The organism is Microbulbifer litoralis (assembly GCF_023634065.1).
GTDB lineage: Bacteria > Pseudomonadota > Gammaproteobacteria > Pseudomonadales > Cellvibrionaceae > Microbulbifer > Microbulbifer litoralis.
The window spans coordinates 1-24,672 of the sequence record NZ_JALKCV010000015.1; the positions used below are offsets into that span (position 1 = coordinate 1).

20 protein-coding genes and 4 tRNA genes are annotated in these 24,672 nt (G+C 62.0%); 20 read left to right on the forward strand and 4 right to left on the reverse strand.

Annotated elements, in window-relative coordinates; translation table 11 throughout:
• The first annotated feature begins 149 nt into the window (after nucleotides 1-149).
• The 7 genes from MWN76_RS17685 (at nucleotide 150) to MWN76_RS17715 (ending at nucleotide 5,918) form a co-directional block, all read left to right on the forward strand.
• Nucleotides 150-485, forward strand: coding sequence for a hypothetical protein (locus tag MWN76_RS17685; RefSeq protein WP_250463900.1), 336 nt, complete (start codon nucleotides 150-152; stop codon nucleotides 483-485).
• A 7-nt stretch (nucleotides 486-492) separates the two neighbouring features.
• Entirely contained in the window at nucleotides 493-825 is a 333-nt protein-coding gene (locus MWN76_RS17690) for a hypothetical protein (protein WP_250463903.1), read from the forward strand.
• 329 nt (nucleotides 826-1,154) lie between these two features.
• Entirely contained in the window at nucleotides 1,155-1,508 is a 354-nt protein-coding gene (locus MWN76_RS17695; protein WP_250463905.1) for a hypothetical protein, read from the forward strand.
• A 171-nt stretch (nucleotides 1,509-1,679) separates the two neighbouring features.
• Nucleotides 1,680-2,018, forward strand: a complete 339-nt coding sequence (locus MWN76_RS17700; RefSeq protein ID WP_250463910.1) for a hypothetical protein — start codon at nucleotides 1,680-1,682, stop codon at nucleotides 2,016-2,018.
• Nucleotides 2,019-2,069: 51 nt separating this feature from the next.
• Nucleotides 2,070-2,543 (forward strand): hypothetical protein, encoded by a 474-nt coding sequence (locus MWN76_RS17705; protein WP_250463912.1) that lies wholly within the window; start codon nucleotides 2,070-2,072, stop codon nucleotides 2,541-2,543.
• Complete coding sequence (locus tag MWN76_RS17710) at nucleotides 2,437-4,065, forward strand: BCCT family transporter (RefSeq protein ID WP_284500686.1); 1,629 nt, start codon at nucleotides 2,437-2,439, stop codon at nucleotides 4,063-4,065. Before MWN76_RS17705 ends, MWN76_RS17710 begins: the two co-directional genes overlap by 107 nt.
• A 239-nt stretch (nucleotides 4,066-4,304) precedes the next feature.
• The gene (locus MWN76_RS17715; protein ID WP_250463915.1) at nucleotides 4,305-5,918 is read left to right on the forward strand and encodes a glycosyl hydrolase family 18 protein; all 1,614 of its coding nucleotides are present in this window, start codon (nucleotides 4,305-4,307) and stop codon (nucleotides 5,916-5,918) included.
• 91 nt (nucleotides 5,919-6,009) lie between these two features.
• Here MWN76_RS17715 and MWN76_RS17720 read toward each other — a convergent pair.
• Both MWN76_RS17720 and MWN76_RS17725 read right to left on the reverse strand, forming a co-directional pair.
• Nucleotides 6,010-6,086, reverse strand: a tRNA-Asp gene (locus MWN76_RS17720).
• A 47-nt stretch (nucleotides 6,087-6,133) separates the two neighbouring features.
• Nucleotides 6,134-6,209, reverse strand: a tRNA-Val gene (locus tag MWN76_RS17725).
• Between the two features lie 170 nt (nucleotides 6,210-6,379).
• Here MWN76_RS17725 and MWN76_RS17730 point away from each other — a divergent pair.
• Nucleotides 6,380-7,087, forward strand: coding sequence for a DUF4197 domain-containing protein (locus MWN76_RS17730; RefSeq protein WP_250463917.1), 708 nt, complete (start codon nucleotides 6,380-6,382; stop codon nucleotides 7,085-7,087).
• Nucleotides 7,088-7,204: 117 nt separating this feature from the next.
• Here MWN76_RS17730 and MWN76_RS17735 read toward each other — a convergent pair.
• Together MWN76_RS17735 and MWN76_RS17740 are read right to left on the reverse strand one after the other, a co-directional pair.
• Nucleotides 7,205-7,281, reverse strand: a tRNA-Asp gene (locus MWN76_RS17735).
• A gap of 47 nt (nucleotides 7,282-7,328) precedes the next feature.
• Nucleotides 7,329-7,404: transfer RNA gene (locus tag MWN76_RS17740), tRNA-Val, on the reverse strand.
• A 179-nt stretch (nucleotides 7,405-7,583) separates the two neighbouring features.
• Between MWN76_RS17740 and MWN76_RS17745 the strand changes: the two genes are divergently transcribed.
• From MWN76_RS17745 to MWN76_RS17800, 12 genes are all read left to right on the forward strand, one after another.
• The gene (locus MWN76_RS17745) at nucleotides 7,584-8,123 is read left to right on the forward strand and encodes a cytochrome c-type biogenesis protein (RefSeq protein ID WP_250463919.1); all 540 of its coding nucleotides are present in this window, start codon (nucleotides 7,584-7,586) and stop codon (nucleotides 8,121-8,123) included.
• 2 nt (nucleotides 8,124-8,125) lie between these two features.
• Entirely contained in the window at nucleotides 8,126-9,385 is a 1,260-nt protein-coding gene (gene ccmI / locus MWN76_RS17750) for a c-type cytochrome biogenesis protein CcmI (RefSeq protein WP_250463921.1), read from the forward strand.
• Between the two features lie 331 nt (nucleotides 9,386-9,716).
• The gene (gene smc / locus MWN76_RS17755; RefSeq protein WP_250463923.1) at nucleotides 9,717-13,220 is read left to right on the forward strand and encodes a chromosome segregation protein SMC; all 3,504 of its coding nucleotides are present in this window, start codon (nucleotides 9,717-9,719) and stop codon (nucleotides 13,218-13,220) included.
• Between the two features lie 24 nt (nucleotides 13,221-13,244).
• Nucleotides 13,245-14,372: a cell division protein ZipA gene (gene zipA, locus MWN76_RS17760; RefSeq protein ID WP_250463927.1), complete on the forward strand. Its 1,128-nt coding sequence runs from the start codon at nucleotides 13,245-13,247 to the stop codon at nucleotides 14,370-14,372.
• Between the two features lie 149 nt (nucleotides 14,373-14,521).
• Nucleotides 14,522-16,561 carry an NAD-dependent DNA ligase LigA gene (gene ligA, locus MWN76_RS17765; protein ID WP_250463930.1) on the forward strand — a complete coding sequence of 680 codons (2,040 nt, stop codon included), beginning with the start codon at nucleotides 14,522-14,524 and terminating at the stop codon, nucleotides 16,559-16,561.
• Between the two features lie 168 nt (nucleotides 16,562-16,729).
• A complete protein-coding gene (locus tag MWN76_RS17770) occupies nucleotides 16,730-17,164 on the forward strand; it encodes a hypothetical protein (protein ID WP_250463933.1) in 435 nt (144 codons plus the stop codon).
• A 342-nt stretch (nucleotides 17,165-17,506) separates the two neighbouring features.
• On the forward strand, nucleotides 17,507-18,901 hold the full coding sequence (locus tag MWN76_RS17775; protein ID WP_250463936.1) for a class II fumarate hydratase: 1,395 nt from the start codon (nucleotides 17,507-17,509) through the stop codon (nucleotides 18,899-18,901).
• Nucleotides 18,902-19,170: 269 nt separating this feature from the next.
• Nucleotides 19,171-19,374 carry a hypothetical protein gene (locus tag MWN76_RS17780; RefSeq protein ID WP_250463939.1) on the forward strand — a complete coding sequence of 68 codons (204 nt, stop codon included), beginning with the start codon at nucleotides 19,171-19,173 and terminating at the stop codon, nucleotides 19,372-19,374.
• The gene (locus MWN76_RS17785) at nucleotides 19,375-20,460 is read left to right on the forward strand and encodes an AraC family transcriptional regulator (protein ID WP_250463943.1); all 1,086 of its coding nucleotides are present in this window, start codon (nucleotides 19,375-19,377) and stop codon (nucleotides 20,458-20,460) included. It abuts the gene before it with no gap.
• 200 nt (nucleotides 20,461-20,660) lie between these two features.
• Nucleotides 20,661-22,454: an acyl-CoA dehydrogenase C-terminal domain-containing protein gene (locus MWN76_RS17790; RefSeq protein WP_250463946.1), complete on the forward strand. Its 1,794-nt coding sequence runs from the start codon at nucleotides 20,661-20,663 to the stop codon at nucleotides 22,452-22,454.
• A 128-nt stretch (nucleotides 22,455-22,582) separates the two neighbouring features.
• The gene (locus MWN76_RS17795; protein ID WP_250463948.1) at nucleotides 22,583-22,852 is read left to right on the forward strand and encodes an SCP2 sterol-binding domain-containing protein; all 270 of its coding nucleotides are present in this window, start codon (nucleotides 22,583-22,585) and stop codon (nucleotides 22,850-22,852) included.
• Between the two features lie 181 nt (nucleotides 22,853-23,033).
• Nucleotides 23,034-24,671 (forward strand): AMP-binding protein, encoded by a 1,638-nt coding sequence (locus tag MWN76_RS17800; RefSeq protein WP_284500689.1) that lies wholly within the window; start codon nucleotides 23,034-23,036, stop codon nucleotides 24,669-24,671.
• Nucleotide 24,672: the final 1 nt, after the last annotated feature.

A 24,672-nucleotide genomic window follows, 5' to 3' on the forward strand; every position in this document is an offset into this window, starting at 1 on the left:
GCAGGATCCTATAGGGCTAAGGGGGGATAAACAATTATAGCTATGTCCCCAACCCGATTGTTTGGATAGATCCTTTCGGGCTAACCTGTAAAGAAGCTATTTCTGACCCATCGCGATTACTCCCTGCGCCTAAAGATTCGAATCCTTGGATGCTTGGTACTGCTCTTGAAAGTAATGTAGTTGGGCCTGAAGGGCTAGAAGTGTTTAGAGCTCATGGTGACGGCAGGGCTACTGGTGGATGGGTGACTGTGGAGCCACCACCTAATCGGAGCTATGTACGGTCAGAGCTTGCAGTTGCACCTGAATGGAACGATGCCACAAACTCCTCTAAGATAAAATTAGCACCAGGAACTCGTTATCAATCAGGTATAGCTGGACCGCAGAATTTTCCGGGCGGAACTGGCGGTGGACATCAACTGCAGGTGCTTAATTTCGAAGATATCTTGAAGCAAGAAGTTATCGAAACACACCCATTGCCAGAATAGGTTTAATATGGCTCATTTGATTAAAAAATCTCCTAGTGAGACGAAGGCGGTCAAGTTAACTTTTGAAAGAGAGATTCACTTTGGTCCAATGTTGTTTAATGCAAGCTTTGATGGGTTTAAGCCCAGCGAGGATTTTGGCCCGATTACAGAAGACTTATGCTGGAGCGATGATGAACACTACTTGGCATTAGTTGAAGTTTTTTACGATAAGAACTATAAATCAAACATAAGTCAGCTAAAGGTGGTGGATACTCAGACGGGACTAGTTAATACAGTTTATGAAAAAGAAGGTTTGATTGTTCCAAGGCGTGTATCTAAATCTGGAAATGTAAAATACTAGATAGTTCCCGTTCTGAAACGCACACTTTTCTTGATGTATAGCACCGGAGGCTGATTTTCCCGGCACCGCGCCATTCGGATTCCGTTGTTTAGACCTGAGCGGTTAAAATTTATTCGACTCTGGCTTGAAACTGCTATGCAAAAATCACTTATAAACGAGGAATTAGGCACTTATGATGCCGTTAATAATAGTTGCGTATCGCATGTTTGTGACATTCTGGAGGCGGGTGGTCATAAACCCGTCAATCGACATGAGCTAAGTTACGCTAAGTTCTATAGAAGAAACGGCCTTAAACGGCTTGATGCAGATCCTCTCCCAAGGTAAAGAAAATGGGTCTGATAATTTGTGGCAAACACGGTGAGTCAGGCTTTACTGACCGCGTATCCAAAGAAGTGGCATCATGTATAGATGATGGGACACCGCTAAAGGAGTCTGATTTAAAAGTTGTTGTTATAAGAATGTACGATGAGGATGAGTTCTTAGGCACAAATAAATATTTATTAACCGAGAAGGAGTTCAAAAAATCTGGAATTCCTGAGGTCTCTGTGGTTGACAAGGAGTCCACCTATGACGTAATAAAAGACAAGTTGCCAAGAATGGAAGGGGCCTGCTCAAGTTGTCTAAACAATTTCTATAAAAATAATGACATTGATCCATCTTCAATTGATTTTGAGAGGCTGTAAATAATTCTGTGTGAGCCCTGCCCCAGCAGAAAGCAGTAAATCCAAAATATCCCTTCACTCAAACAGTGAAATTCGATATAAATCGATTATCAAAAAGCACCGATCAGTCAAAGACTGGTCGGTCATTTGACGTGTGAATCATATATAAACAAGAAATGGGGGAGTTCTTCTATGCTGCAGGCGCTAATAGCCGGAGGCGTAATCTACGGTCTGTTTAATTTACTGGAGCGGGGCAAGGACCGTGGCCTGGACGGCTTTACGTCGATCACTTTTGTATTGGTGCCCGCGCTGATGATCTTTCTGGCCCGGCTGGGGTTGGGGTTTGCCGGTCTGCCGCAGGCGTTGTTGTTGCCGTTGGTTGCGCTCTATTTCATCGTGCCCACCTTGATGCTGCGCCTGCAGTTCGAGTTCAGCTGGAAGAACGCCTGTGGTTACGGCGCGCTGGTGCTGGTAGTGGCTGTGGCGGTGGACACCCTTTTCGCCGTAGTATTGGGAGCGATCAGCACATAGGGAAGGGCTCTCGGGCCCGATTCAAAAGCGGAAGGAAAAGGAGGGCAGGGAATGACGAGACTGGTGGCAGTGGCGCTGTTGATGGTGCTTGCCAGGGGTGCGCTGGCCTGTTCCTGTGCCTTTCCGGAGGGAACCCTGGAAGAGAAGGTGCGCGGCTCTTTTGAAACGGCTGCCGCGGTGGTGCTGGCGCGGGCGGAATCGATATCGGAGGCGCAGCTGCCTTCGCCCTTCGGGGGTGCGGATTCCCTGCGGTTGCCCGGTGAAATCACGCATTTCAGCGAAATCCGCTCCTGGAAGGGCAGCCACGGCAAGCAGTTTTATACCAGGATCGTCACGGCCTGCTGTATGTGCGGCAAGTCATTTAGCGAGGGTGACACCTACCTGCTGTATCTCTACGGCCCCGACGACGAGGGCTTCTATGGAGCCAGCACCTGTAGCCGGACCAGCGAACAGTCGCGGATCGAGAAGGGGGAGTTGGAGGCGCTGGACCGGATCGCGGCCGAGCTGGCGGAACAAAAGGAGTAGCCGGATTCCCTACCGCAGCGTATTTTCCAGTCTCAAGCCCATTACCTTCTGGCCGGCCCTGGCCGGGATATTGCTGGTATTGGCGGTAACGGCGGCGGACGAGCAGCGTTTTATCGCCATTGCCACCGCCGTCAACGCCGCCATCATCGATCATTTTTCCGTGCTGTTTCTCTATTCGGCCGTGCTGCTGTTGGGGCTCTGTGTCTACATTTTTTGTTCACCACTGGGAAATGTGCGTATCGGCGGTGAGCGGGCGGACAGGATCTATTCCCCGTTTCGCTGGTTTGCGGTATCCCTGACCACGGTAGTCGCCATGGGTATCCTGTTCTGGGCGGTGGCGGAGCCGGTGGTGCATTTCCGGGAGCCGCCGGGTTTCAGCGGTGTGGAGCCCGGGAGTGATGCAGCGATGGTCTTTTCGCTGTCCACCGTCTTCGTGCACTGGACCCTGGCACCCTATGCGATTTACACCGTCGCCGCGCTGACCTTTGCGCTGGCCTTCTACAACCTCGGCTGCGAATTCTCCGTGGGATCGCTTTTTCGCCCATTGTTGGGGCGGCGGCTGGGTGAGCCCACAGCGGAAGCCATCGACGGGCTGGTACTCTTTGCCGTGGTGGTCGGTATGTCTGCGGTATTGAGCGCGGGGCTGCTGTTGATCGGCGACGGTCTCCTGTATTTGTTTGCGTTGCCCAAATCATCCGGCGTTTACGCTGCCATTGCCGGTTTTATCGTGACGGTGGCACTGCTGTCGGCGGCCAGCGGCCTGCGCCAGGGGATACAGCTGTTTGCCCGTATCAATACCTTTGTGTTCGTATTGCTGCTGTTTTACCTGTTGCTTGTCGGCCCCACTGCGTTTGTCGTGCGGCTCGGTGCGCTGTCGCTGTTCGACTTCCTGGTGGATTTCTTCCCCCGACAATTGCTGTTGAATGAGCCGCAGGGCAGCCGCTGGTCCGGCTGGTGGACAACCGCGTTTTACGCCAGCTGGTTTGCCTGGGCGCCGCTGTCCTGCCTGTTCCTGGGCAAGATTGCGCGCGGCTATACGGTGCGGCAGTTTATCCTGGTCAACCTGGTGTTGCCGTCGCTGTTTGGCATGCTGTGGTTTACGGTCTTTGGTGGTGCGGCCCTTTATTACGACAGTGTTGGTGAGGGCGGTATGTTCGCCGTCTATCGGGACGAGGGCCTGGCGGCCATGACCTACCAGTTGTTCGGCTATCTGCCCGGCAGCAGGGTGCTCAGCGTCTTCTTCGTGTTTGCCTGCTTTATCTCGTTCATTACCGCCACGGATTCGAATACCGATGCTATCGGCGGCCTCTGTATGAAAGCGGTCACCGCCGAGCGCATGGGCTCGCCATTTGTCATCAAGTTGCTCTGGGCGGCTGTGATCGGGGTTATCGGTTGGTGCAGCGCATCCTACCTGGGCGCGGATGGTATCAAGATGTTGGCGAATCTCGCCGGACTTCCCGGTGTGTTGATCGTTCTCGCCAGTGGGGCCTCGTTGTTGGTATTGGCGAGAAAGCTGGCGTGATGGAAATTGTGATGGCTGCGGCGAGGCGCCGGTTGAAAAATCGTCACAAAGTGAACTGCGAGGCAAAGTCCGTATCGGTTGGCGCGTTGATCCACCTCCCAATTGACAGCGTTGTCAGTGCCGGTTAAGGATGACAGCGTTGTCGACTTGAAATCGCACCGGGCGCTCTCGCAGGGAGGGCCAATCGAGTGGTTCTTTCAGCCGAGCGTCCTTCAGAAAACAATAACGGAGATCCAACAATGCTTTCAGACCTGATGGCTCGCGGCTACCGCGGGATCCTGCTCGCGCTGTTTCTGTCGTTCGGCAGTGGTGGCGCCGCGGCCTATGATTGCGCCGGTCTGCCCGAGTGGGACAGTACCGAAGCCTATTCCGGCGGTGCGGAAGTCCAGTACAACGCGATAGCCTATTCGGCCAACTGGTGGAGTCAGGGCGCGAATCCCGAAGCACACTCGGGCCAGTGGCAGGAGTGGGCGGAATTGGGCGCCTGTGACGGCGGTTCCTCGTCCAGCTCTTCCTCATCCAGTTCGTCTTCGAGCAGCTCCTCGTCCTCCAGCAGTTCATCCAGCTCCTCCTCCAGTTCTTCCGGCGGCGGCTCCTGTGATTCTCCGCAGTATGTGGCGGGAACGGCCTACGGCGTCGGCGATCTGGCACAGAATCTCGGTGAGGAATATCGCTGTGATATCGCCGGCTGGTGTTCGTCGACTTCCGCCTGGGCCTATGCGCCGGGGGAGGGCGATCACTGGCAGCAGGCATGGACCCACGTGGGCAGTTGTGGAGGCTCTTCCAGTTCGTCGAGCAGTTCCGGTTCCTCTTCCGGTGGCAGTTCCTCGAGTGGCGGTTCCAGCGGCGGCAACAGCGCGCGGATCATTTCCGGCTACTGGCACAATTTCGACAATGGCTCCGGCGTTATTCCGATCGCCGAAGTGTCGGATGCGTTCGATGCGATCAATGTTTCCTTCGCCGAACCGACCGGCGCGGCGCCGGGCGAGATCGGCTTTGCCCTGGATCCGCTGTTCGATGAGCAGGCGTTTATCGACGGTATCCGCGCGAAGCAGGCCGCGGGCAAGAAAGTCATCATCAGCATCGGTGGCGCCAACGGCCAGGTGCGGCTGGAATCCGCCGCGGCGCGTGACAACTTTGTCAGCTCGATGATTGAAATCATCGACCGCTATGGTTTCGACGGCCTGGACGTGGATTTCGAGGGGCACTCACTGGAGCTGAACGCCGGCGATGTGGATTTCCGCAACCCGACCACGCCGGTCATCGTCAACCTGATCGATGCGCTCAAGGCGCTCACCGCGCACTACGGTGACGATTTTATGCTGACCATGGCTCCGGAGACCTTCTTCGTGCAGCTGGGCTACAGCTTTTACGGCGGTTCCTGTTCCGGTTGCGACCGCCGCGCCGGCGCCTACCTGCCGGTAATCCACGCCATGCGCGACGAGCTCGACTGGTTGCAGGTGCAGCACTACAACTCCGGTGCGATCATCGGCCTCGACGACCAGTACCACACCATGGGTGTGGCGGATTTCCATATCGCCATGGCGGATATGGTGCTAACCGGTTTCAACGTCGGCGGCGATCCGGATTACCATTTCCCGCCGCTGCGCCAGGACCAGGTGTTGATTGGTTTGCCGGCCAATGTGAATGCCGGTGGCGGCTTTACGCCGGTGGGCGAGGTGCACAAGGCGCTGAACTGCCTGGTGAAGCTGCAGGGCTGTACGACCTATACGCCGCACACCCAGAGCGGCTGGACCGGCCTCGGCGGCCTGATGACCTGGTCGATCAACTGGGATGAGTTCAACAGCCTCGAGTTTTCAACCGAGCACCGGGCGTTTCTCGATGATCTCTGAGTAGAGGGGGCGGGGTGGCCCGGTGCGTCCCGATTCCCGAACCGGCAAAAACAGAAAAGCCCCGCTCTCACGAGCGGGGCTTTCTTGTATATGGCGGACCGGACGGGACTCGAACCCGCGACCTCCGGCGTGACAGGCCGGCATTCTAACCAACTGAACTACCGGTCCGCATTCCCGGTTTCCCCGTTAAAACCCGCCTGGCAGGTGAGGGGAAGTGGTGGGTGGTACAGGGGTCGAACCTGTGACCTACGGCTTGTAAGGCCGCCGCTCTCCCAACTGAGCTAACCACCCGTGTCAGGGGTTGCGTATCATAATGAAAAACACTGACCGGTCAACCGGGATCTGAAAATTTCCGGGGCGGTGGCCTGTGCGGAGTAGGGCGACTGAAGCGGGAAGCCTGTCACTGCCCCGGCGTCACAGCTGCGGTAGCATCGGCCCATCGAAAATCAGGAGAATCTCCGATGAAGCAATATTGGGTACTGGCGGGATTGTTGGCGCTGGCGGGTTGCCAGAACATGGAAGCGGTTTCCCCGTGGATCGATGTGGGCAACCAGGTGGCCAGGAATGCGGGCTACGATACCGATTCCAGGCTCGCCGGCGGCATCAGGGAGGTGTTGCTGACCAGTACCGACCGCGCAAGCACCCGCCTGTCGCAGACCGGTGCATTCCGCCTGCAGCTCCCCGCGGCGGCCCGGCCGGTGGCGGACAGCCTGCGCCAGTTCGGGTTTGGCAGCTACGTGGACCAGTTGGAAGACGCGATGAATCGCGGCGCGGAGCAGGCGGTGGCCGAAGCGGCACCGGTGTTCAAGCAGGCGATCACCGGCATGACGGTCACGGATGCCCTGGGCATTGTCCGGGGCGGGGATACGGCGGCCACCGATTACTTTCGCGGGCGCACCGAACGTGCGCTGCGCAGCCGCTACCAGCCGATCGTCGAGGCCAATCTGCGCAAAACCGGTTTCTACGACCAGTACAAGAGCATGCTGGCGGTTTACAACCGGCTGCCGATCGCAAACAAGCCCGGCATGGATCTGGAGCGCCATGTGATCGACAGCAGCATGGCGACGCTGTTTGGCCGCATTGGCGAAGAGGAGGCCCTGATCCGCAAGGATCCGGTCGCGCGGGGCAGTGTGCTGATCGGGCAGGTTTTCGGGGGCGCGCAGGGATAGCCGGGGAGGCTTTTTCTGGGGGGCGGTGCAGTAGTCCGCTGCGCCGCCGTTGCCGGTGGGCGCGTCCATCGTGCAAACAAAAAAGCCCCACTCTCGCGAGCGGGGCTTTTATGTATATGGCGGACCGGACGGGACTCGAACCCGCGACCTCCGGCGTGACAGGCCGGCATTCTAACCAACTGAACTACCGGTCCGCATTCCCGGTTTCCCCGTTAAAACCCGCCTGGCAGGTGGGGGGAAGTGGTGGGTGGTACAGGGGTCGAACCTGTGACCTACGGCTTGTAAGGCCGCCGCTCTCCCAACTGAGCTAACCACCCCGCGTCAGGAGCTGCGTATCTTAATGAAAAAATTTGCCCCGTCAACGCCTTCCGGAAAAATTTTTTGTCTTTCAATAAGTTACCGGGAGAAAGGGACCGTCGTGGCGGGTCCAGGTTAAGGTGTCGGTGGGAACCCCGGCGCTGCTATAATCGCGCAAATTTCCGGCGGAAGAATGATCGTGAGAGACCCTGTGAAACAGTCGCGCTGGCCGGCGCTGGTGGCCGCGGCGCTATGTGCGCTGTGCTTCTCCCTGGCGGGGCGGGCGGCCGTGGAGGTGGAACAGCTGTCGACGCCGGAGCTCGAGGCGCGCTACCACGTACTGATCGAGGAGATGCGCTGCCCCAAATGCCAGAACCAGAACCTGGCCGGTTCCGACTCGCCGGTGGCCGGTGACCTGCGCCGGGAAATCCGCCGCTTGCTGGAAGAGGGCTTCACCGACGAGGAAATCACCGATTATATGGTGGCCCGCTACGGTGATTTCGTGCTCTACCGCCCGCCGCTGCAGCGCAACACCGTCGCACTCTGGGTCGCTCCGGGTATTTTCGCCGCCATCGGCCTGCTGGCCCTGATCGCGATCGTGATGCGTTCGCGCAGCGGCACCGGTGCGCGCCAGGACGATGCCAGTACGGCACTGACCGACGACGAGCGCCAGCGGCTGCAGCGCCTGCTCGGCGATGATATCGGCGGAACCGGCGCCGGCGACAAAAGAGAGAAATAACGATGATTGAACTCTGGATCGGGCTGGCGCTGCTGATGCTGCCGCTGGCATTTGTGCTCCTGTGGCCGGCATTGCGCGGCGCCGGCGCCGATCGCGCCCACTCCGCCGCCAGCAAGCGCGAGACGCTAGCGAACCTCTACCGCGAGCAGCAGGCCGAGCTGAAAGCCGCGCGGGAGAGCGGCGCGCTGGACGACAATCAGTTTGCCGAACTGGAGGCGGAAATGGCCCGCCACCTGCTGGCCGCGGAGGCCTCCATCGACACCGCGGCGCCGGCCCGCCGCGGCCGCGGTGCACTTCTGGCACTGGCGCTGCTGCTGCCGCTGGCGGCGGTGGGCCTCTATATCGGCTCCGGTCACTACAGCGGCCTGACCTTGTACCGGGATATCGCCGCCAGCCAGCAGGGCGCCACCGATGCCGCCACCGAGGCGCGTATCACCCGCGAACTGCAGAAACATGCGCAGGGCCACCCCGACGACCTGACCAGCCGCTATGTGCTGGCCCAGCGCCTGATGGTCACTGGCGATATGCAGGGCGCCGTGGAGGCCTACCGCTATGTGGTGGCGCGCGAGCCCCAGGCCGCCGGCGTCAAGGCAGAGTTGGCGCAGGCGCTGTTTTTCGCCCGCGGCTCGAAGATGGACGGCGAAATCAGCGGCCTGGTGGACGAAGTGCTGGAGGCGCAGCCGGACAACGGCACCGCGCTGGGGCTGGCCGGCATCGCGGCCTTCGAGCGCGGCGACCACCGCGCGGCACGGGATCACTGGCAGCGCGCGCTGGACCAGCTGTCGCCGGGCTCCGCCGCCGCCGAGGCGTTGGCTGCGGGCGTGGCGCGGGCGGAAAAGGCCCTGGCGGATGCCGGCGAGCCGGTGGCGCCCGCCGTCGTGAAAAACGAGCAAGCGCCCGCGCGGGCAGGGGCGGACGCTGCCGGCCCCGCCATCCGCGTGCAGGTAAAGCTGGCCGACGGCGTGGATGCAAAGCCCGATACGCCGGTCTTTATCTATGCCCGCGGCACCGCCAGCCCCATGCCATTGGCGATCGTGCGCCTGCGCGCCGACCAGCTGCCGGCGGAAGTGCTGCTGGACGAGTCCCGTGCGATGATGCCCAGCCAGTCCATTGCCGGTGTGGACGAGGTGCAACTGGTGGCGCGACTCGCTGTCCACGGCGACGCGCGCCCGGCGCCGGGGGACTGGCAGGGCGATATCGAGTCACTGCCGAAAGCGCAGTGGGCAAAACCGCAGACCATCACTATCGATCGCGAACTCTGATTTCCTGGGCGCGCCGGGACTCGGCGTTCCCAGGGCTTTCGGAGCCCGCAAGCTCCGCAGGACGCGCCGTGGCAAGCGCCGCTCTGTATGCGTTGCTTGCATGACCGCCGCTCGTGGTGCCTCGTACCATTGGCGCGACTGCGCGCACGGCGCACCCTGCCTGGAGTCCCGAGTCCCGAGTCCCGAGTCCCGAGTCCCGAGTCCCGAGTCCCGAGTCCCGAGTCCCGAGTCCCGCAAAAACCCGCTGAAACCCCCGCCGCGCCCATGTACAATTGGCGGTTTGCTGGGCCGCTGCCTGCCGGCATAGAACAAATATCGAGTTAACAAATACATGCGTCTGAAGTGCATCAAGCTTGCGGGTTTCAAATCCTTCGTTGACCCGACCACTGTCCATTTCCCCTCCAACCTCAGTGCCGTGGTCGGCCCCAACGGCTGTGGCAAGTCCAACACCATCGACGCGGTGCGCTGGGTAATGGGCGAGTCCTCCGCCAAGAACCTGCGCGGCGACTCCATGACCGATGTGATCTTCAACGGCTCCAGCGGCCGCAAACCGGTGGGCCAGGCCTCGATCGAGCTGGTATTCGACAACTCGGACGGCAAACTCACCGGCCCCTACGCCGGTTTCTCCGAGGTCTCGGTCAAGCGCAAGGTGACCCGCGAGGGCCAGAACAACTACTACCTGAACGGCGACAAATGCCGCCGCCGCGACGTGACCGACCTGTTCCTGGGGACCGGCCTGGGCCCGCGCAGCTACGCCATCATCGAGCAGGGCATGATCTCCAAGCTGATCGAGGCCAAGCCCGAGGAACTGCGCGTCTATATCGAGGAGGCCGCCGGCATCTCCAAGTACAAGGAGCGCCGCCGCGACACCGAAAACCGCATGCGCCGCACCAACGAAAACCTGGAGCGCCTGACGGATATCCGCGACGAGCTGGAGCGCCAGCTGGCGCGCCTGGAGCGCCAGGCCGCGGCGGCGGAAAAATACAGCCGCTTCAAGGAGGAGGAACGCAGCCACAAGGCCCACCTGCAGGCGCTGAAGTACCGCGACCTGAACGACCAGGCGAAGGCCAGGCAGCAGCAGATCTCCGAACTGGAGCTGACGGTCGAGGAGCTGGTCACCCGCCAGGTGAGCTGCGATACCGATATCGAACAGAAGCGCGTCGGCTACCACGAGCTGTCCGACGGTTTCAACGAGGTGCAGGGCCGCTTCTACGCCGTGGGCGCGGATATCGCGCGCCTGGAGCAGAGCATCGCCCACGCCCGCGAGCGCAACACCCGCCTGCAGTCCGACCTGCAGCAGACCGAACAGGAGTTCCGCGAGGCCGAGACCGGCCTGGAAACGGATCGGGAGAAGGCCGCCCAGTTCGAGTCGGAACTGGAAGTCATCCTGCCGGACCTGGAAATGGTCCAGGCCGCCGAAGAGGAATCCGCCCAGGCCCTGCAGAGCGCCGAAGATGCCATGGGCGAATGGCAGCACGAGTGGGACCAGTTCAACCAGGGTGCCTCCGGCTCGCGCCAGAAGGCCGAGGTACAGCAGTCCCGCATCCAGCACCTGGAGACTTCCGGCCAGCGCCTGCAGGACCGCGTCGACAAGCTGCAGTCCGAGAGGGACGGCCTCAGGGACAGCGGCGACGACAGCGAATTCGAACAGCTGAACGAAGAGCTGGCCGAACTGGAGTTGCAAGCCACCGAACGCCGCGAAACCGTGGCGGAAAAGAACGAATCCCTGACCGGGCTGCGCGCCCGCGAGAGCGATATCGCCAGCCAGCTGGACGAACTGCGCCTGCAACTGCAGACCGGCCGCGGCCGCCACGCCTCGCTGGAGGCCCTGCAGCAGGCGGCGCTGGGGCAGGGCAAGGCGGTGCAGAACTGGCTGCAGCAGCAGGCGCTGGCCGACAAGCCGCGCCTGGCCGACCAGATCTCTGCCAGGCCGGGCTGGGAAAAGGCCGTGGAAACCGTGCTCGGCACCCAGTTGCAAGCGGTCTGTGTCGACCAGCTGGAAAGCCTCAGTGACAGCCTGGCCAGCCTCGACAGCGGCCAGGCGGTGTTTATCGACGCCGGCAGCGTCAGCCCCGCCGCCGCCGGCGGCCTGCCCGCGCTGGCGGAACAGGTCGAGGGCCCGCGGTCCCTGGCCGGCCTCCTCGCCGGTATCTACACCGCAGAGGACCTGAACAGCGCACTGGCTAGCCGCGCCCGGCTGCAGGCCCACGAGTCCATCGTCACCCGCGACGGCCTGTGGCTGGGGCCCAACTGGCTGCGGGTCAGCCGCGCCTCCGACGCCGAGGCCGGCGTGCTGGCGCGCAAGCAGGAACTGGAGGAGCTGGAGCAGTCCATCTCCGTCACCGAGGAGCGGATCGAGTCCCTCAGCGAACAGCGCGAGGCACTGCGCCTCGAGGCCGGCGACCTGGAAAGCGCCATCGAACAGTCCCGCAACGACGCCGAACAGCTGGGCCGCCGGGAATCCGAGCTGCGCAGCCAGCTGTCCGCCCGCCGCGCCCGCGCCGAGCAGATGAGCGAGCGCCGCACCCGTGTCGAGCAGGAGATCGGCGAGGTGCGCGAGCAACTCGAGATGGAGGGCGAATCCCTGTCCGAGGCGCGCCTGCTGCTGCAGGAGGCGCTGGAGGCCATGAGCGACGACACCGACCGCCGCGAGACACTGCTGGCCCGCCGCGACCAACTGCGCGAGGCCCTGGATGCGGCGCGCAGCCGCGCCCGCGAAGACAAGGACCGCGCCCATGAGCTGGCCATGCGCGAGCAGTCGGTGCGCACCCAGATGATGTCCCTGGAGCGCACGCTGCAGGTCATGCGCGAACAGCTGGAACGGCTGCGCAGCCGCCGCGAGCTGCTGCAGGAGCAGATGGCCGAAACCGAGGACCCGTCACAGGATTTCCAGGCCGAGCTGGAAGAGAAACTCGGCGAGCGGGTGGAAGTGGAGACCGAGCTGTCCGAAGCGCGCAAGAAGCTCGAGGAAGTCGAGAGCGGCCTGCGCGAACAGGAGCAGGAGCGCCACAAGGTGGAGTCCGCCCTGCAGGGTGTGCGTGCACAGCTGGAGCAGGAGCGCCTCGGCGCACAGACGCTGGAAGTGCAGCGCAACGGCCTGGTGGAGCAACTGAGCGAGGACGACCACGATGTGGAGCAGGTGCTGGAAGAGCTGCCCGGCGACCTGACCATCTCCCAGGTGCAGCAGGAACTGGAACTGGTGGCCGCGCGCATCTCGCGCCTGGGTGCGATCAACCTGGCGGCCATCGACGAGTACAAGCAGGAATCCGAGCGCAAGGAATACCTGGATCGCCAGTACAGTGACCTGACCGACGCGCTGGAAACACTGGAAAACGCGATCAAGAAAATCGACCGCGAGACCCGCACCCGCTTCCGGGAAACCTTCGACCAGGTCAACGGCGGCCTGCAGGAGCTGTTCCCGAAAGTCTTCGGCGGCGGCCACGCCTACCTGGAGCTGACCGGCGAGGACCTGCTCGACACCGGCATCGCGATCATGGCGCGCCCGCCGGGCAAGCGCAACAGCACCATCCACCTGCTGTCCGGCGGTGAGAAGGCGCTGACGGCCATCGCGCTGGTCTTCTCGATTTTCCGCCTGAACCCGGCCCCTTTCTGTATGCTGGACGAGGTGGATGCACCGCTGGACGACGCCAACGTGGGCCGCTATGCGCGTATGGTGGAGGAAATGTCCCAGCACGTGCAGTTCATCTATATTACCCACAACAAGATCGCCATGGAGATGGCCCATCAATTGCTGGGGGTGACCATGCACGAACCGGGCGTATCGCGCCTGGTGACCGTGGATGTGGAAGAGGCGGCCGAACTGGCATCCGCATAAGAGGCGTAAGGGAGAGGCGCTCCGATGGGAAACTGGTTGATCACCATTCTCGCACTGATATTGCTGGCGGCAGTGCTCGACGGCGTGCGCCGCGCGATCCTGCGGCAGCGCGCGTCGATGAAAGTCTCGCGGGACCTGTCGCGGGAAATGCAGCGCGACACCTACGCCGCTGAGGACGCGCTGTCCCCGGCGCGCAGTGCGAACAAGCCCGATAAAAAGAAAACAGGCGACGAGGAATATCTCGACCCGGAAGAGGAAGAGAAACGTCGCCAGATCGCCGCGGAACTGCCGGGCAGCGTGCGCGTGGTGCAGCGCCGTGCACTGGAAGATGCCCTGCAGGTGAACCGCCAGGTACAGGAGAGCTTTATGTCCTCGCGCAAACCGCTCGCCGGCAGCAATCCCGGTCGGGATGAACCGCAGCAGGCGTCGCTGAACCTGGAAGAGCAGGTGCCCACCCTGATGGATTCGGTTGTCGGCGAGGAAGATCGCCGCGAGCCGGAACTCGACGAGTCGGAAAGCCTCGAAGCCCTGGGTACAACAGAAAACCAGAGCGAGGTACCGGAAACCGCGACTGCGGCGCCGGTGCCGGAATCCAGCGATGCGCCGGCCCCGGAAGCTCCCCAGCGGGTGGAGAGGCCCGCGCGCAGGGAGAAGAGGGCCCCGGTGAAAAAGTCAGAGGACAAGAGGGCGGGCAAGCCCCGGGACAAATCCCCGGTCGAGGAAGTGCTGATCATCAATGTGATGGCGCCGGAGGGGGACCCGTTCGAGGGCAACGATATTCTCCGCGCAATGATGGCCGCCGGTCTGCGCTTCGGCGAAATGAACATTTTCCACTACCACCAGGGCGGCAGCGACGACGGCCCGGTGGTGTTCAGCCTGGCCAACATGGTGGTGCCCGGCGTCTTCGACCTGGCGCAGATGGAGGAATTCACCACGCCCGGTGTGAGCCTGTTCCTGGCGCTGCCGATCGAGGGCGAGGCGATCGTGGCGTTCGAACAGCTGCTCGCCACCTCGCGCGAGATCGCCGAACAGCTGGGCGGCGAACTCAAGGACGAAAACCGCAGTGTCTTCACCGCCCAGACCGCCGAGCACTACCGCCAGCGGGTGATGGAATACCAGCGCCGCAAGGCGCTGGCGAGAGCCAAGGCATAACCCGGGAGCGCGGAGCTCCAGCTCCGCTTGCGGGCCATAGGCCCGCCCTGTAGGAGCCTGCCCTGCAGGCGAAAAAATAGCGGAGCCACGATCTTTTTCGCCTGCAAGGCAGGCTCCTACAACGCACTTCTCTGTTTTTACGAACCGCAATGACCAAGAAAAAAATCCCGGTGGAAAAGCGCCAGCGCGCCGAAGAACTGCACAAAATCCTCCAGCGCGCCAACTACCAGTACTATGTCCTCGACGATCCGGAATTGCCGGATGCCGAATACGACCGTCGCCTGCGCGAACTGCAGGAGCTGGAAAGCGAATACCCGCAACTGATCACCCCGGATTCCCCCACCCAGCGCGTCGGCGCCGAGCCGCTGAAAGCGTTTGCCGAAGTGCGCCACGAAGTGCCGATGTTGTCACTGGACAACGCCTTCGATGACGACGAGTTGGTGGAGTTCGATCGCCGCGTGCGCGACCGCCTCAATACCGACAAGCCCGTCGAGTACGCCTGCGAACCGAAACTCGACGGCATCGCCATCAGCCTGCTTTACCGCAACGGCCTGCTGGAGCGCGCGGCGACCCGCGGCGATGGCACCACCGGCGAAGACATCACCCAGAATGTGCGCACCATCGGTTCGGTGCCGCTGAAGCTGCTGGAAGACGGCGTGCCGGATGTGCTCGAGGTGCGCGGCGAGATCTATATGCCCAAGGCCGGCTTTGCCGAGCTGAACCGCGCCGCCGCGGAGGCGGGCGAGAAGACCTTCGTCAATCCGCGCAACGCCGCCGCCGGCAGCCTGCGGCAGCTGGACTCGCGCATCACCGCCAGGCGGCCGCTGGAACTCTGCGCCTATGGCGTGGGCCTGGTGGAGGGGGGCACATTGCCGGGCAGGCACACGGAAATCCTGCAGCAACTGAACCGTTGGGGTTTCCGCATCAACAGCGAGATGACGGCGGCGAAGGATATCCAGGCCTGTATCGACTACCACAGGAAACTCGGCGAGCAGCGCGGCGAACTGGCCTACGATATCGACGGTATCGTCTACAAGGTTAACGATAGCGCGCTGCAGCGCCGCCTGGGTTTTGTCGCCCGCGCGCCGCGCTGGGCCATGGCCTACAAGTTCCCGGCGCAGGAGGAAATGACGCAGCTCAAGGATGTGGAATTCCAGGTGGGCCGCACCGGCGCGGTCACACCGGTGGCGCGCCTGGAACCGGTCTTTGTCGGCGGCGTGACCGTCTCCAACGCCACCTTGCACAACCGCGATGAGATCGAGCGCCTGGGCGTCAAGATCGGCGATACCGTGGTGATCCGCCGCGCCGGCGACGTGATTCCACAGGTGGTGTCGGTGGTCGCCGACAAGCGGCCGAAAGACGCCCGCGATATCGTCTTCCCGGACCACTGCCCGGTGTGTGACTCGCCGGTGGAATCGACCCCCGGCGAGGCGGTGCTGCGCTGCAGCGGCGGCCTGATCTGCAGCGCCCAGCGCAAGCAGGCGATCAAGCACTTCGCCTCGCGCAAGGCGCTGGATATCGACGGTCTCGGCGACAAACTGGTGGAACAGCTGGTGGACGAAGGGCTGTTGCACTCGGTGTCCGGCCTCTATCACCTGACCCTGGAGCAGGTGGCGGGTCTGGAGCGCATGGGGCAGAAGTCCGCCCGGAACCTGTTGGACGCGCTGGAGCGCAGCAAGGACACCACACTGCCGAAATTTCTCTACGCGCTGGGCATCCGCGAAGTGGGCGAGACCACGGCGCGCAACCTGGCGCGCCACTTCGGCGACCTGGAGCCGCTGACGCAGGCGGACGAGGAGGCGCTGCAGGAGGTGGACGACGTGGGCCCGGTGGTGGCGCACTTCGTGGCCGAGTTTTTCCAGCAGCCCCACGCGCAGGAGGAAATCGAGGCGCTGCGCCAGGCCGGCGTGCACTGGGCGCCGGAAGAGCGGGGCGGCGAGGAACAGCCGCTGGCCGGCCAGACCTGGGTGCTGACCGGCAAGCTGGAGACACTGTCGCGCAGCGAGGCCAAGGACTACCTGTTGCAGATGGGCGCCAAAGTGGCCGGCAGTGTCTCCGCCAAGACCGACGCGGTCGTCGCCGGCCCGGGTGCCGGCTCCAAGCTGAACAAGGCGCGGGAACTGGATATTCCGACCATGGACGAGGACGAATTCCTGGCGATGCTGCGCGGGCGCGGTATCGAAATCTGATTCCGCCGCCAGCACCCCTGCTCGGTTTTTATTCAGCAGGGGAATCGCCGATCTATTTGCGACGCCTGTTATGGCTTTCTAACGCCGTCGCCGTTAAAGTGGGCCTTCGAGTTTTCTTGTCTGCCGGCCAGTTTTTGTCCGGCAACGCCGCGCTGAGGACGAACAATAGTGGTACAGGGCGATCAGGAATCCATTGTCTACGGATGTATCAAGGACAGTAACAGCCTGGCCGGCGGCTCCGACCGGCGCCGGGTCAACCGCGAGGCGGTGCTGGCACTGCCCAGCGCCGACGAGTGGCCCTTCCTGTGCCGCGATATGTTTTCCATTCCCACCATCAAGGTCAAGCCGTCCCAGTACCAGACGGATGTGATCCATTTCGGTGCGTCCTATCGCGCGGTCGAGTACGAGTGGAATCATTGGATCCAGAAATTCGAGGAGCTGCTGCGCAGTATGTACTGGGTTTCGGCCACCGTGCATCTGGAGACGGAGCTCTCCGGTATTCACTCCTTCACCTGGGAGGCCGCCGGTCTCTACCACGAGCCCGGCAGTGGCGATATGCAAGTGCGCTGCGAATGGACCCAGGAGGGGCGCGTCAGCGTCTGAGCGGCACCTTTTACTTCTTTCCATTCCCTTTCCCTGCGTCCGGCGCTATACCCCCGAAACGGCGATCCCGACTTGGCGTCCTGCGATTGCGGCGATAAGCTGTGAAACAACGCTGTCCCCACCCGGTGTTCGCGGGTGGATTGTGGCGTTCTTTGAAGTCAGGTTTCGAAATTCGAGATACTGGATCGATCGGAGTAGCCCGGATGGAGCACAGCGGAATCCGGGACAGGGACTGGCCCAGCACCACAATCCCGGATTCCGGCGCTGCGCGCCTCCATCCGGGCTACGCCCTGGCAATCACTCCAGAGTCCGATAGATTCGGGTTTCCCGACGGGATTGATTATGGCTGACAGTTTTCGCACGGAAAAAGACAGCCTGGGAGAGGTGCAGGTGCCCGAGTCGGCCCTGTACGCGGCCCAGACCCAGCGCGCCCTGGACAACTTCGGGATCAGTGGCGAACGCCTGCCGACGGAGTTTATCCGCGCCCTTGTGCTGATCAAGAAATCCGCCGCCCAGGCCAACCGCGAATTGGGCCTGCTCGACGACGATATGGCCTCCGCGATCATCGCGGCCTGTGAACAGGTCGCTGACATGGACGAGTCGGATTTCGCCGCCCAGTTTCCGGTCGACGTTTACCAGACGGGTTCCGGCACCAGCACCAACATGAATGTGAACGAGGTGTTGGCCCATCTCGCGATACGTGACAGTGGCCTGGAAATCGGTGCCAATGATCACATCAACATGAGCCAGAGCAGCAACGATGTGATCCCCAGTGCGATTCACGTATCGGCTCTGCTGGCGGTGCGCGACAGGTTGTTGCCGGCACTGCGGCACCTGCACACGGTTTTGTGTGACAAGGCGGCGACGGTGGAGGATGTGGTCAAGACCGGCCGCACGCACCTGATGGACGCGGTGCCGATGACATTGGCACAGGAGATCAATGCCTGGGCGGCACAGGTCGAGGCCTGCCGCGAGCGCATTCGCGCCACGCTGCCGCGTCTGGCGCAACTGGCCCAGGGCGGCACCGCGATCGGTACCGGCCTCAATGCGCACGGGGATTTCGCCGAGCTCTTTTCGCAGAAACTCAGCGCCAACAGTACCCAGCAGTTCCGCCCGGCGGACAATCGGTTCGCCGCAATCAGCAGTCAGGATACCGCGGTGGAATTGTCCGGCCAGTTGAAGGTGCTGGCGGTGGCACTGATGAAAATCGCCAATGACCTGCGCTGGATGAACAGCGGGCCGCTGGCGGGTTTCCAGGAAATTGAACTGGAGGCCCTGCAGCCGGGCAGCAGTATCATGCCCGGCAAGGTCAATCCGGTGATTGCCGAATCGGTGGCGATGGCGGCCGCCCGGGTGATGGGCAACGACACCACCATCGGTGTGGCCGGACAGAGCGGCAACTTCCAGCTCAACGTGATGCTGCCGCTGATTGCGCAGACGCTGCTGGAAAGTATCCGCCTGCTCGCCGGCAGCTCGCAGATTCTGGCGGACAAGGCGATCGCCACTTTCACGGTCAACCGGCCGCGTATGGAAGAGGTTCTGTCGCGCAACCCGATCCTGGTAACCGCGCTCAATCCGGTGATCGGCTATGCCAGGGCGGCGGAGGTTGCGAAAGAGGCCTACCGCAGCGGTCGCCCGGTGCTGGAGGTCGCGGTGGAGATGACTGACCTGGATGAGGGGGAATTGAAAAAACTGCTCGATCCGGAGCGGCTGGCCCAGGGTGGCCTGATCGAATAGTGCCGCTTCAGGCGAACAGCGCCAGGCCCATCAGTATGGCGACCATGACTGCTGCCAGGCACTCGATCCATGCAAGCAGGCGGCGGATCGTATTCCGGTCCTCACGCTGCAGCATTTTCCCGCCCATGGCAAACTCCCGCGGCGTTGACAGGAATCCGGCGATGTATCACGATTCCGCGCCGCATCGGTCTATCTATCCTTGAAGGATAGTGCGATCGGCTGCGGCCGACCATTCGTTCACTTTTCACCACCGACGTTGCGGGAAACCCATGGCCAAGAAAAGTCGCCGTTCGTTTATCACCAGTGTGCTTGCCTGTGTCGCCTTTGTCGCGGCGGCGATCTGGAGCTGGGACCTGCCGGTCGAAGATGTTCTCTCCTACCTGGTGTTGCTGCTGGTGTTGCTGCTGGTGATTATCGCCGCGGCACTGGCGGGCGGTGCTCTGCTGAACTGGCTGCGCAGGCGCAAAAAATAGATGAGCGTATCGGAAGAGGATATCCGCATACCCATCGCCTATCTCGAGCGGCTGCTGGATGAAGCGGTGCGCCACGGCTGCGATCGCGCAGAGTTGCTGGCCTCCGTGGATATCGACGAGCGCGAACTGGACGGCGTCGCGGCTTTCTCCGCAGTCAAGTACGGCCGGCTTTACCAGCGCGTCATGTGGCAGGTACAGGACGAGTGGTTCGGCATGCTCAGTGGTGGCCGGGTGCGTTCGGGCTCCTTTCGCCTGCTGTGCCTGACCGTGGTCAACTGCGCGACGGTGCGCCAGGCGATCACCCTGAGTGCCGAATTTATGGAGATCTGCCGCGGCTTCAAGGTGAAGCCGATACTCGAGCCGGCCGGCGACGGTCGCGAGCGGGTGGTGATTCGGGGGATCAGTTCGCTGGCGGAGGGCGAGTTCGAGCGGTTGATCGCCGGGACCGATGCCGGTGTGATCCGCACCACGCTGGCGGTTTGGCACCGTTTCTACTGCTGGCTGGTGGGGCGCGAAATCCCGCTGGCGCGGCTGCATTTTTCCTTTCCCTGCCCGGAGGAGTTTCGCACCCTGGCCCAGAGCGAGGCCGGGGAGTTGCTGTTCGACCAGCCGGCCAACGCGCTGGAGTACGACAGCCGCTACCTGGACTACCCGGTGGTGCAAAGCCCGCAGACGCTGGAGGATTTTATCCGTACGGCGCCCTACCACCTGGTGATCAGCGACGGCAATGCCAACAGCATCAAGACCAAGGTCAAGACGATCCTGAACCGCGACGTGAGCGAATCCATGCCCGCGGCGGAGGTGGTGGCCGAGCGCCTGAACATGTCGGTCACGACGCTGCGCAGGCGCCTGCAGCAGGAGGGCACCTCCTACCAGAAATTGAAGGACGAGTGCCGTATGGAGGCCGCCTTCCACTACCTGAGCTGCCCGGATCTCTCCAACGGCCAGATTGCCGAGATGCTCGGTTTTGACGAGTCCAGCGCTTTCTTCCGCGCTTTCAAGAAGTGGACCGGGGTGACGCCCGGCGAATACCGCAGCCGCAAGCCGGCCGACATTGATCCCGTATCAACTATCAATGACCAGTGATTCATCGGTATTTGATATTTGGTTTTTGCTATTTACTTTCCTTTTCCGCGCCCCATTCTGTCATCGCTTTGGACGGATTTCGCCATAGAGCGGCTCGCCGCCTTGCTACTATGATGAACCAATTGTAAGAATGAGTCACAAGCCTGACCGACCGGTTCCCTCTGGTCGGTGGCTTACAACAGTGAATTGAGGGTAGCAGGATGACCGATATCAAGATTCCACTGCGCGATATGCGCTTCGCCATGCGCGAACTGCTGGACTGGGACAAACACTACGAGTCCCTGGGCTACGACGAGGCCACCCCGGATCTGGTGGATGCCATCCTGGAAGAGGGCGCCAAGTTCTGTGAAAACGTCCTCGCGCCGCTGAACCAGGTGGGCGACCAGCAGGGTTGCACCTGGAACGACGGCGAAGTCACCACGCCCGAAGGCTTCAAGGAAGCCTACCAGCAGTTCGTGGAGGCCGGCTGGCCGTCCCTCGCCCACAATCCCGACCACGGTGGCCAGGGTCTGCCGCCGTCGCTGGGGACCGTCATGAGTGAAATGGTGGGCACCAGCAACTGGTCCTGGGGCATGTACCCGGGCCTGTCCCACGGTGCCATGAACACCCTGGAAGCCCATGGCACCGACGAGCAGAAGGAAGCCTACCTGACCAAACTGGTCGAGGGCACCTGGACCGGCACCATGTGCCTGACCGAGCCCCACTGCGGTACCGACCTGGGTATCCTGCGCTCCAAGGCCGAGCCCAATGATGACGGCTCCTACTCCATCACCGGCACCAAGATTTTCATCTCAGCCGGTGAGCACGATATGGCCGAGAACATCGTGCATATCGTGCTGGCGCGCCTGCCCGATGCCCCCGCCGGCACCAAGGGTATCTCCCTGTTTATCGTGCCCAAGTTCCTGCCCAACGCGGACGGTTCCGTCGGCGAGCGCAACGGCGTGACCTGCGGTTCCCTGGAGCACAAGATGGGCATCCACGGCAACGCCACTGCCGTGCTGAATTTCGACGGCGCCAAAGGCTTCCTGATCGGCCCCCCCAACAAGGGCCTGAACTGCATGTTCACCTTCATGAACACCGCGCGCCTGGGCACCGCCCTCCAGGGCCTGGCGCACACCGAGGTGGGCTTCCAGAAGTCCCTCGCCTACGCCAGGGACCGCCTGCAGATGCGCTCCCTGAGTGGCCCGAAAAACCCGGATGGCGTCGCGGACCCGATCATCGTGCATCCGGACGTGCGCCGCATGCTGCTGACCCAGAAGGCGTTTGCCGAGGGCGGCCGCATGCTGGTGATGCTGTGTGCTCAGCAGGTGGACCGCACCCACAAGGGCAGCGAGGATGAGCGGAAAGAGGCCGACGAGCTGCTGGCCTTCCTGACGCCGATCGCCAAGGCCTTCCTGACCGAAACCGGCTTCGAATCCGCCAACCTGGGCCTGCAGTGTTTCGGCGGCCACGGTTACATCGCCGAGTGGGGCATGGAGCAGAACGTGCGCGACGCGCGTATCGCCACCATCTACGAGGGCACCACCGGTATCCAGGCATTGGACCTGCTGGGCCGCAAGGTGCTGATGAGCCAGGGCGAAAAACTGCGCCGTTTCACCAAGATGGTGCACAAGTTCTGCCAGGCCGAGATCGACAACGAAGCGCTGGCGCCCTTCGTCACCAAGCTGCAGGATCTGAACCAGCAGTGGGGCGAGCTGACCATGAATGTCGGCGCCAAGGCGATGGAAAACCCGGACGAGGTTGGGGCGGCTTCCGTCGACTACCTGATGTACTCCGGCTACGCCGTACAGGCATTCCTGTGGGCCCGCGCGGCCAGGGTTGCCAACGACAAGCTGGCCGCCGGCGACGGCGAAGCGGAGTTCTACCGCGCCAAACTGGCCACCGCTCGCTTCTACTTCGACCGCATCCTGCCGCGTACCGCGACCCACGCGGCGGCGATGCAGAGCGGCGCCGACAACCTGATGGAACTGGACGCGGAACACTTCGCTTTCTGATCTCCCGCAGTAATGAAAAACCGCCGGCATCCCGGCGGTTTTTTTATGGCGCCGCCAGCGGCTTTTTTTGAGGGGATCTGATGCAGTTGCCAGACCAGACAGTCGCACGCCTGCGGCGCCTCACTTGTTTGCACCCACTCACTCGGGTACAGTTCCGGCTTCCCGACGCCAGTGATTTCTACGTCCTGTTGTCGCTGGAAGCCGGCGATGTCTCGGCGGTTTCGCACTACGGTGAGACACGCGATCCGGCCCTGACGCTGGAAATGTCGAATGGCACATTAAGTGCTATATTGGATGGCCGCCTCAGCGCCCGACACGCGTTTCTCCTCGGTGAGATCCGCTACTCCGGCGACCGGGACCTGGCCGCTTCGCTGGCCGATCTGTTCCCGGCCGGTTGATTGCGGGCGCGGCGTCTGCCGTCGCCAAGACCGTTATACAAACGAAAGGCAACCGGGAAAGCTCGACGGCACCCGGTTGTACAAAAACAAACAATAATTATTGGTCCGTGGCGATCCGCCTTGCGCGAATTCGTCTATAAACGGACAGGCGACAACAACAAACAGGACTGGGAGAAGACAGTTGGATATCGATCGCAGCATTCTCGACGTATTTTCAAGCGCCTGCGCCAAATTCAGTGAAAGACCGGCATTTACCTGCCTCGGGCAGACGCTCACCATCGGCGACATCGACAGGCTGAGCGCCAGGTTTGCTTCCTACCTGCAGCACCACACCGACCTGGAGCCCGGCGATCGTATCGCAGTCCAGCTGCCCAATGTGCTGCAGTACCCGGTAGTGGTATTCGGTGCCCTGCGCGCCGGCTTGGTGGTCGTGAATACCAACCCGCTCTATACCCATCGCGAACTGAAACACCAGTTGAATGATTCCGGCGCCAAGGCGCTGGTGGTGCTGGCGAACATCGCCGATACCGCCTCCCAGGTCGTCGCCGAGACTGGGGTCAAGCAGGTCATCGTCAGCGAGATCGCCGACCTGCACAGCCCGCTGAAGCGCGTGCTGATCAACAGCGTGGCCAAGTACATCAAGAAAATGGTGCCGGACTTCTCCTTTGCCAACCAGGTGAACTTCCGCGATGCCATGTCCATGGGCGGCAACCAGCCGCACGAGGATGTCCAGCGCTCCCCGGACGATATCGCCGTGCTGCAATATACCGGCGGCACCACCGGCGTCGCCAAGGGCGCTATGCTCACCAACCGCAACCTGGTGGCCAATATGGAGCAGGTGCGCGAGGCACTGGGAGACTCCATGAAGGAGGGCGAGGAGTTCTATGTGGCACCGTTGCCGCTGTACCATATCTACGCCTTCACCATTCACTGCATGTGCCTTTTCTCCTCCGGCAACCACTCGCTGCTGATTCCCAACCCGCGGGACATCCCGGCGTTCGTCAAAACCCTGAAGGGCCTGCGCTTTACCGGTTTTGCCGGCCTGAACACCCTGTTCAACGGCCTGATGCGCAACCCGGAATTTGCCGAGCTGGATTTCAGCAAGCTGCACACCACCTGTTCCGGCGGCATGGCCTTGACGCGCGACACGGCCAAGCGCTGGGAGGAGATGACCGGTTGCGTGGTTACCGAGGGTTACGGCATGACCGAAACCTCCCCGGTAGTTTCCTTCAACCCGGCGGATGCCGTGCAGCTGGGCACCGTGGGTGTACCGGTGCCCGGTACCGAGGCCAAGGTGGTGGACGAGAACGACAACGATCTGCCCAACAATTCCCCGGGCGAACTGTGCGTGCGCGGCCCGCAGGTCATGAAAGGCTACTGGCAGCGCCCGGAGGCCACAGCCGAGACCATCGACAGTGAGGGCTGGTTGCGCACCGGCGATATGGCGGTGATCCAGGACGACGGTTACATCAAGATTGTCGATCGCAAGAAGGATATGATCATCGTGTCCGGCTTCAATGTGTACCCGAACGAGATCGAGGACGTGGTCAGCGCGCACGAGAAAGTGGCCGAGGCCGCGGCCATCGGTGTGCCCAATGAGAAAAGCGGCGAACAGGTCAAGCTGTTCGTGGTCAAGGCGGATGCATCCTTGACCGAGGAAGAGGTGATCGCCTACTGCCGCGAAAACATGACCGCGTACAAAGTGCCGAAGAACATCGAATTCCGGGAAGACCTGCCCAAGACCAACGTCGGCAAGATCCTGCGCCGCGAGCTGCGCGACGAGGAACTGAAGAAGATGGAGACCGCGGTCAGCGCTTGAC

Coding starts and splice junctions, on each gene's coding strand:
- MWN76_RS17780 (WP_250463939.1), top strand. CDS start 19,171: ATGGCCAAGAAAAGTCGCCGTTCGTTTATCACCAGTGTGCTTGCCTGT.
- MWN76_RS17715 (WP_250463915.1), top strand. CDS start 4,305: ATGCTTTCAGACCTGATGGCTCGCGGCTACCGCGGGATCCTGCTCGCG.
- smc (WP_250463923.1), top strand. CDS start 9,717: ATGCGTCTGAAGTGCATCAAGCTTGCGGGTTTCAAATCCTTCGTTGAC.
- MWN76_RS17785 (WP_250463943.1), top strand. CDS start 19,375: ATGAGCGTATCGGAAGAGGATATCCGCATACCCATCGCCTATCTCGAG.
- MWN76_RS17790 (WP_250463946.1), top strand. CDS start 20,661: ATGACCGATATCAAGATTCCACTGCGCGATATGCGCTTCGCCATGCGC.
- MWN76_RS17710 (WP_284500686.1), top strand. CDS start 2,437: ATGGAGCCAGCACCTGTAGCCGGACCAGCGAACAGTCGCGGATCGAGA.
- zipA (WP_250463927.1), top strand. CDS start 13,245: ATGGGAAACTGGTTGATCACCATTCTCGCACTGATATTGCTGGCGGCA.
- MWN76_RS17775 (WP_250463936.1), top strand. CDS start 17,507: ATGGCTGACAGTTTTCGCACGGAAAAAGACAGCCTGGGAGAGGTGCAG.
- MWN76_RS17685 (WP_250463900.1), top strand. CDS start 150: ATGCTTGGTACTGCTCTTGAAAGTAATGTAGTTGGGCCTGAAGGGCTA.
- MWN76_RS17700 (WP_250463910.1), top strand. CDS start 1,680: ATGCTGCAGGCGCTAATAGCCGGAGGCGTAATCTACGGTCTGTTTAAT.
- MWN76_RS17730 (WP_250463917.1), top strand. CDS start 6,380: ATGAAGCAATATTGGGTACTGGCGGGATTGTTGGCGCTGGCGGGTTGC.
- ccmI (WP_250463921.1), top strand. CDS start 8,126: ATGATTGAACTCTGGATCGGGCTGGCGCTGCTGATGCTGCCGCTGGCA.
- ligA (WP_250463930.1), top strand. CDS start 14,522: ATGACCAAGAAAAAAATCCCGGTGGAAAAGCGCCAGCGCGCCGAAGAA.
- MWN76_RS17705 (WP_250463912.1), top strand. CDS start 2,070: ATGACGAGACTGGTGGCAGTGGCGCTGTTGATGGTGCTTGCCAGGGGT.
- MWN76_RS17690 (WP_250463903.1), top strand. CDS start 493: ATGGCTCATTTGATTAAAAAATCTCCTAGTGAGACGAAGGCGGTCAAG.
- MWN76_RS17695 (WP_250463905.1), top strand. CDS start 1,155: ATGGGTCTGATAATTTGTGGCAAACACGGTGAGTCAGGCTTTACTGAC.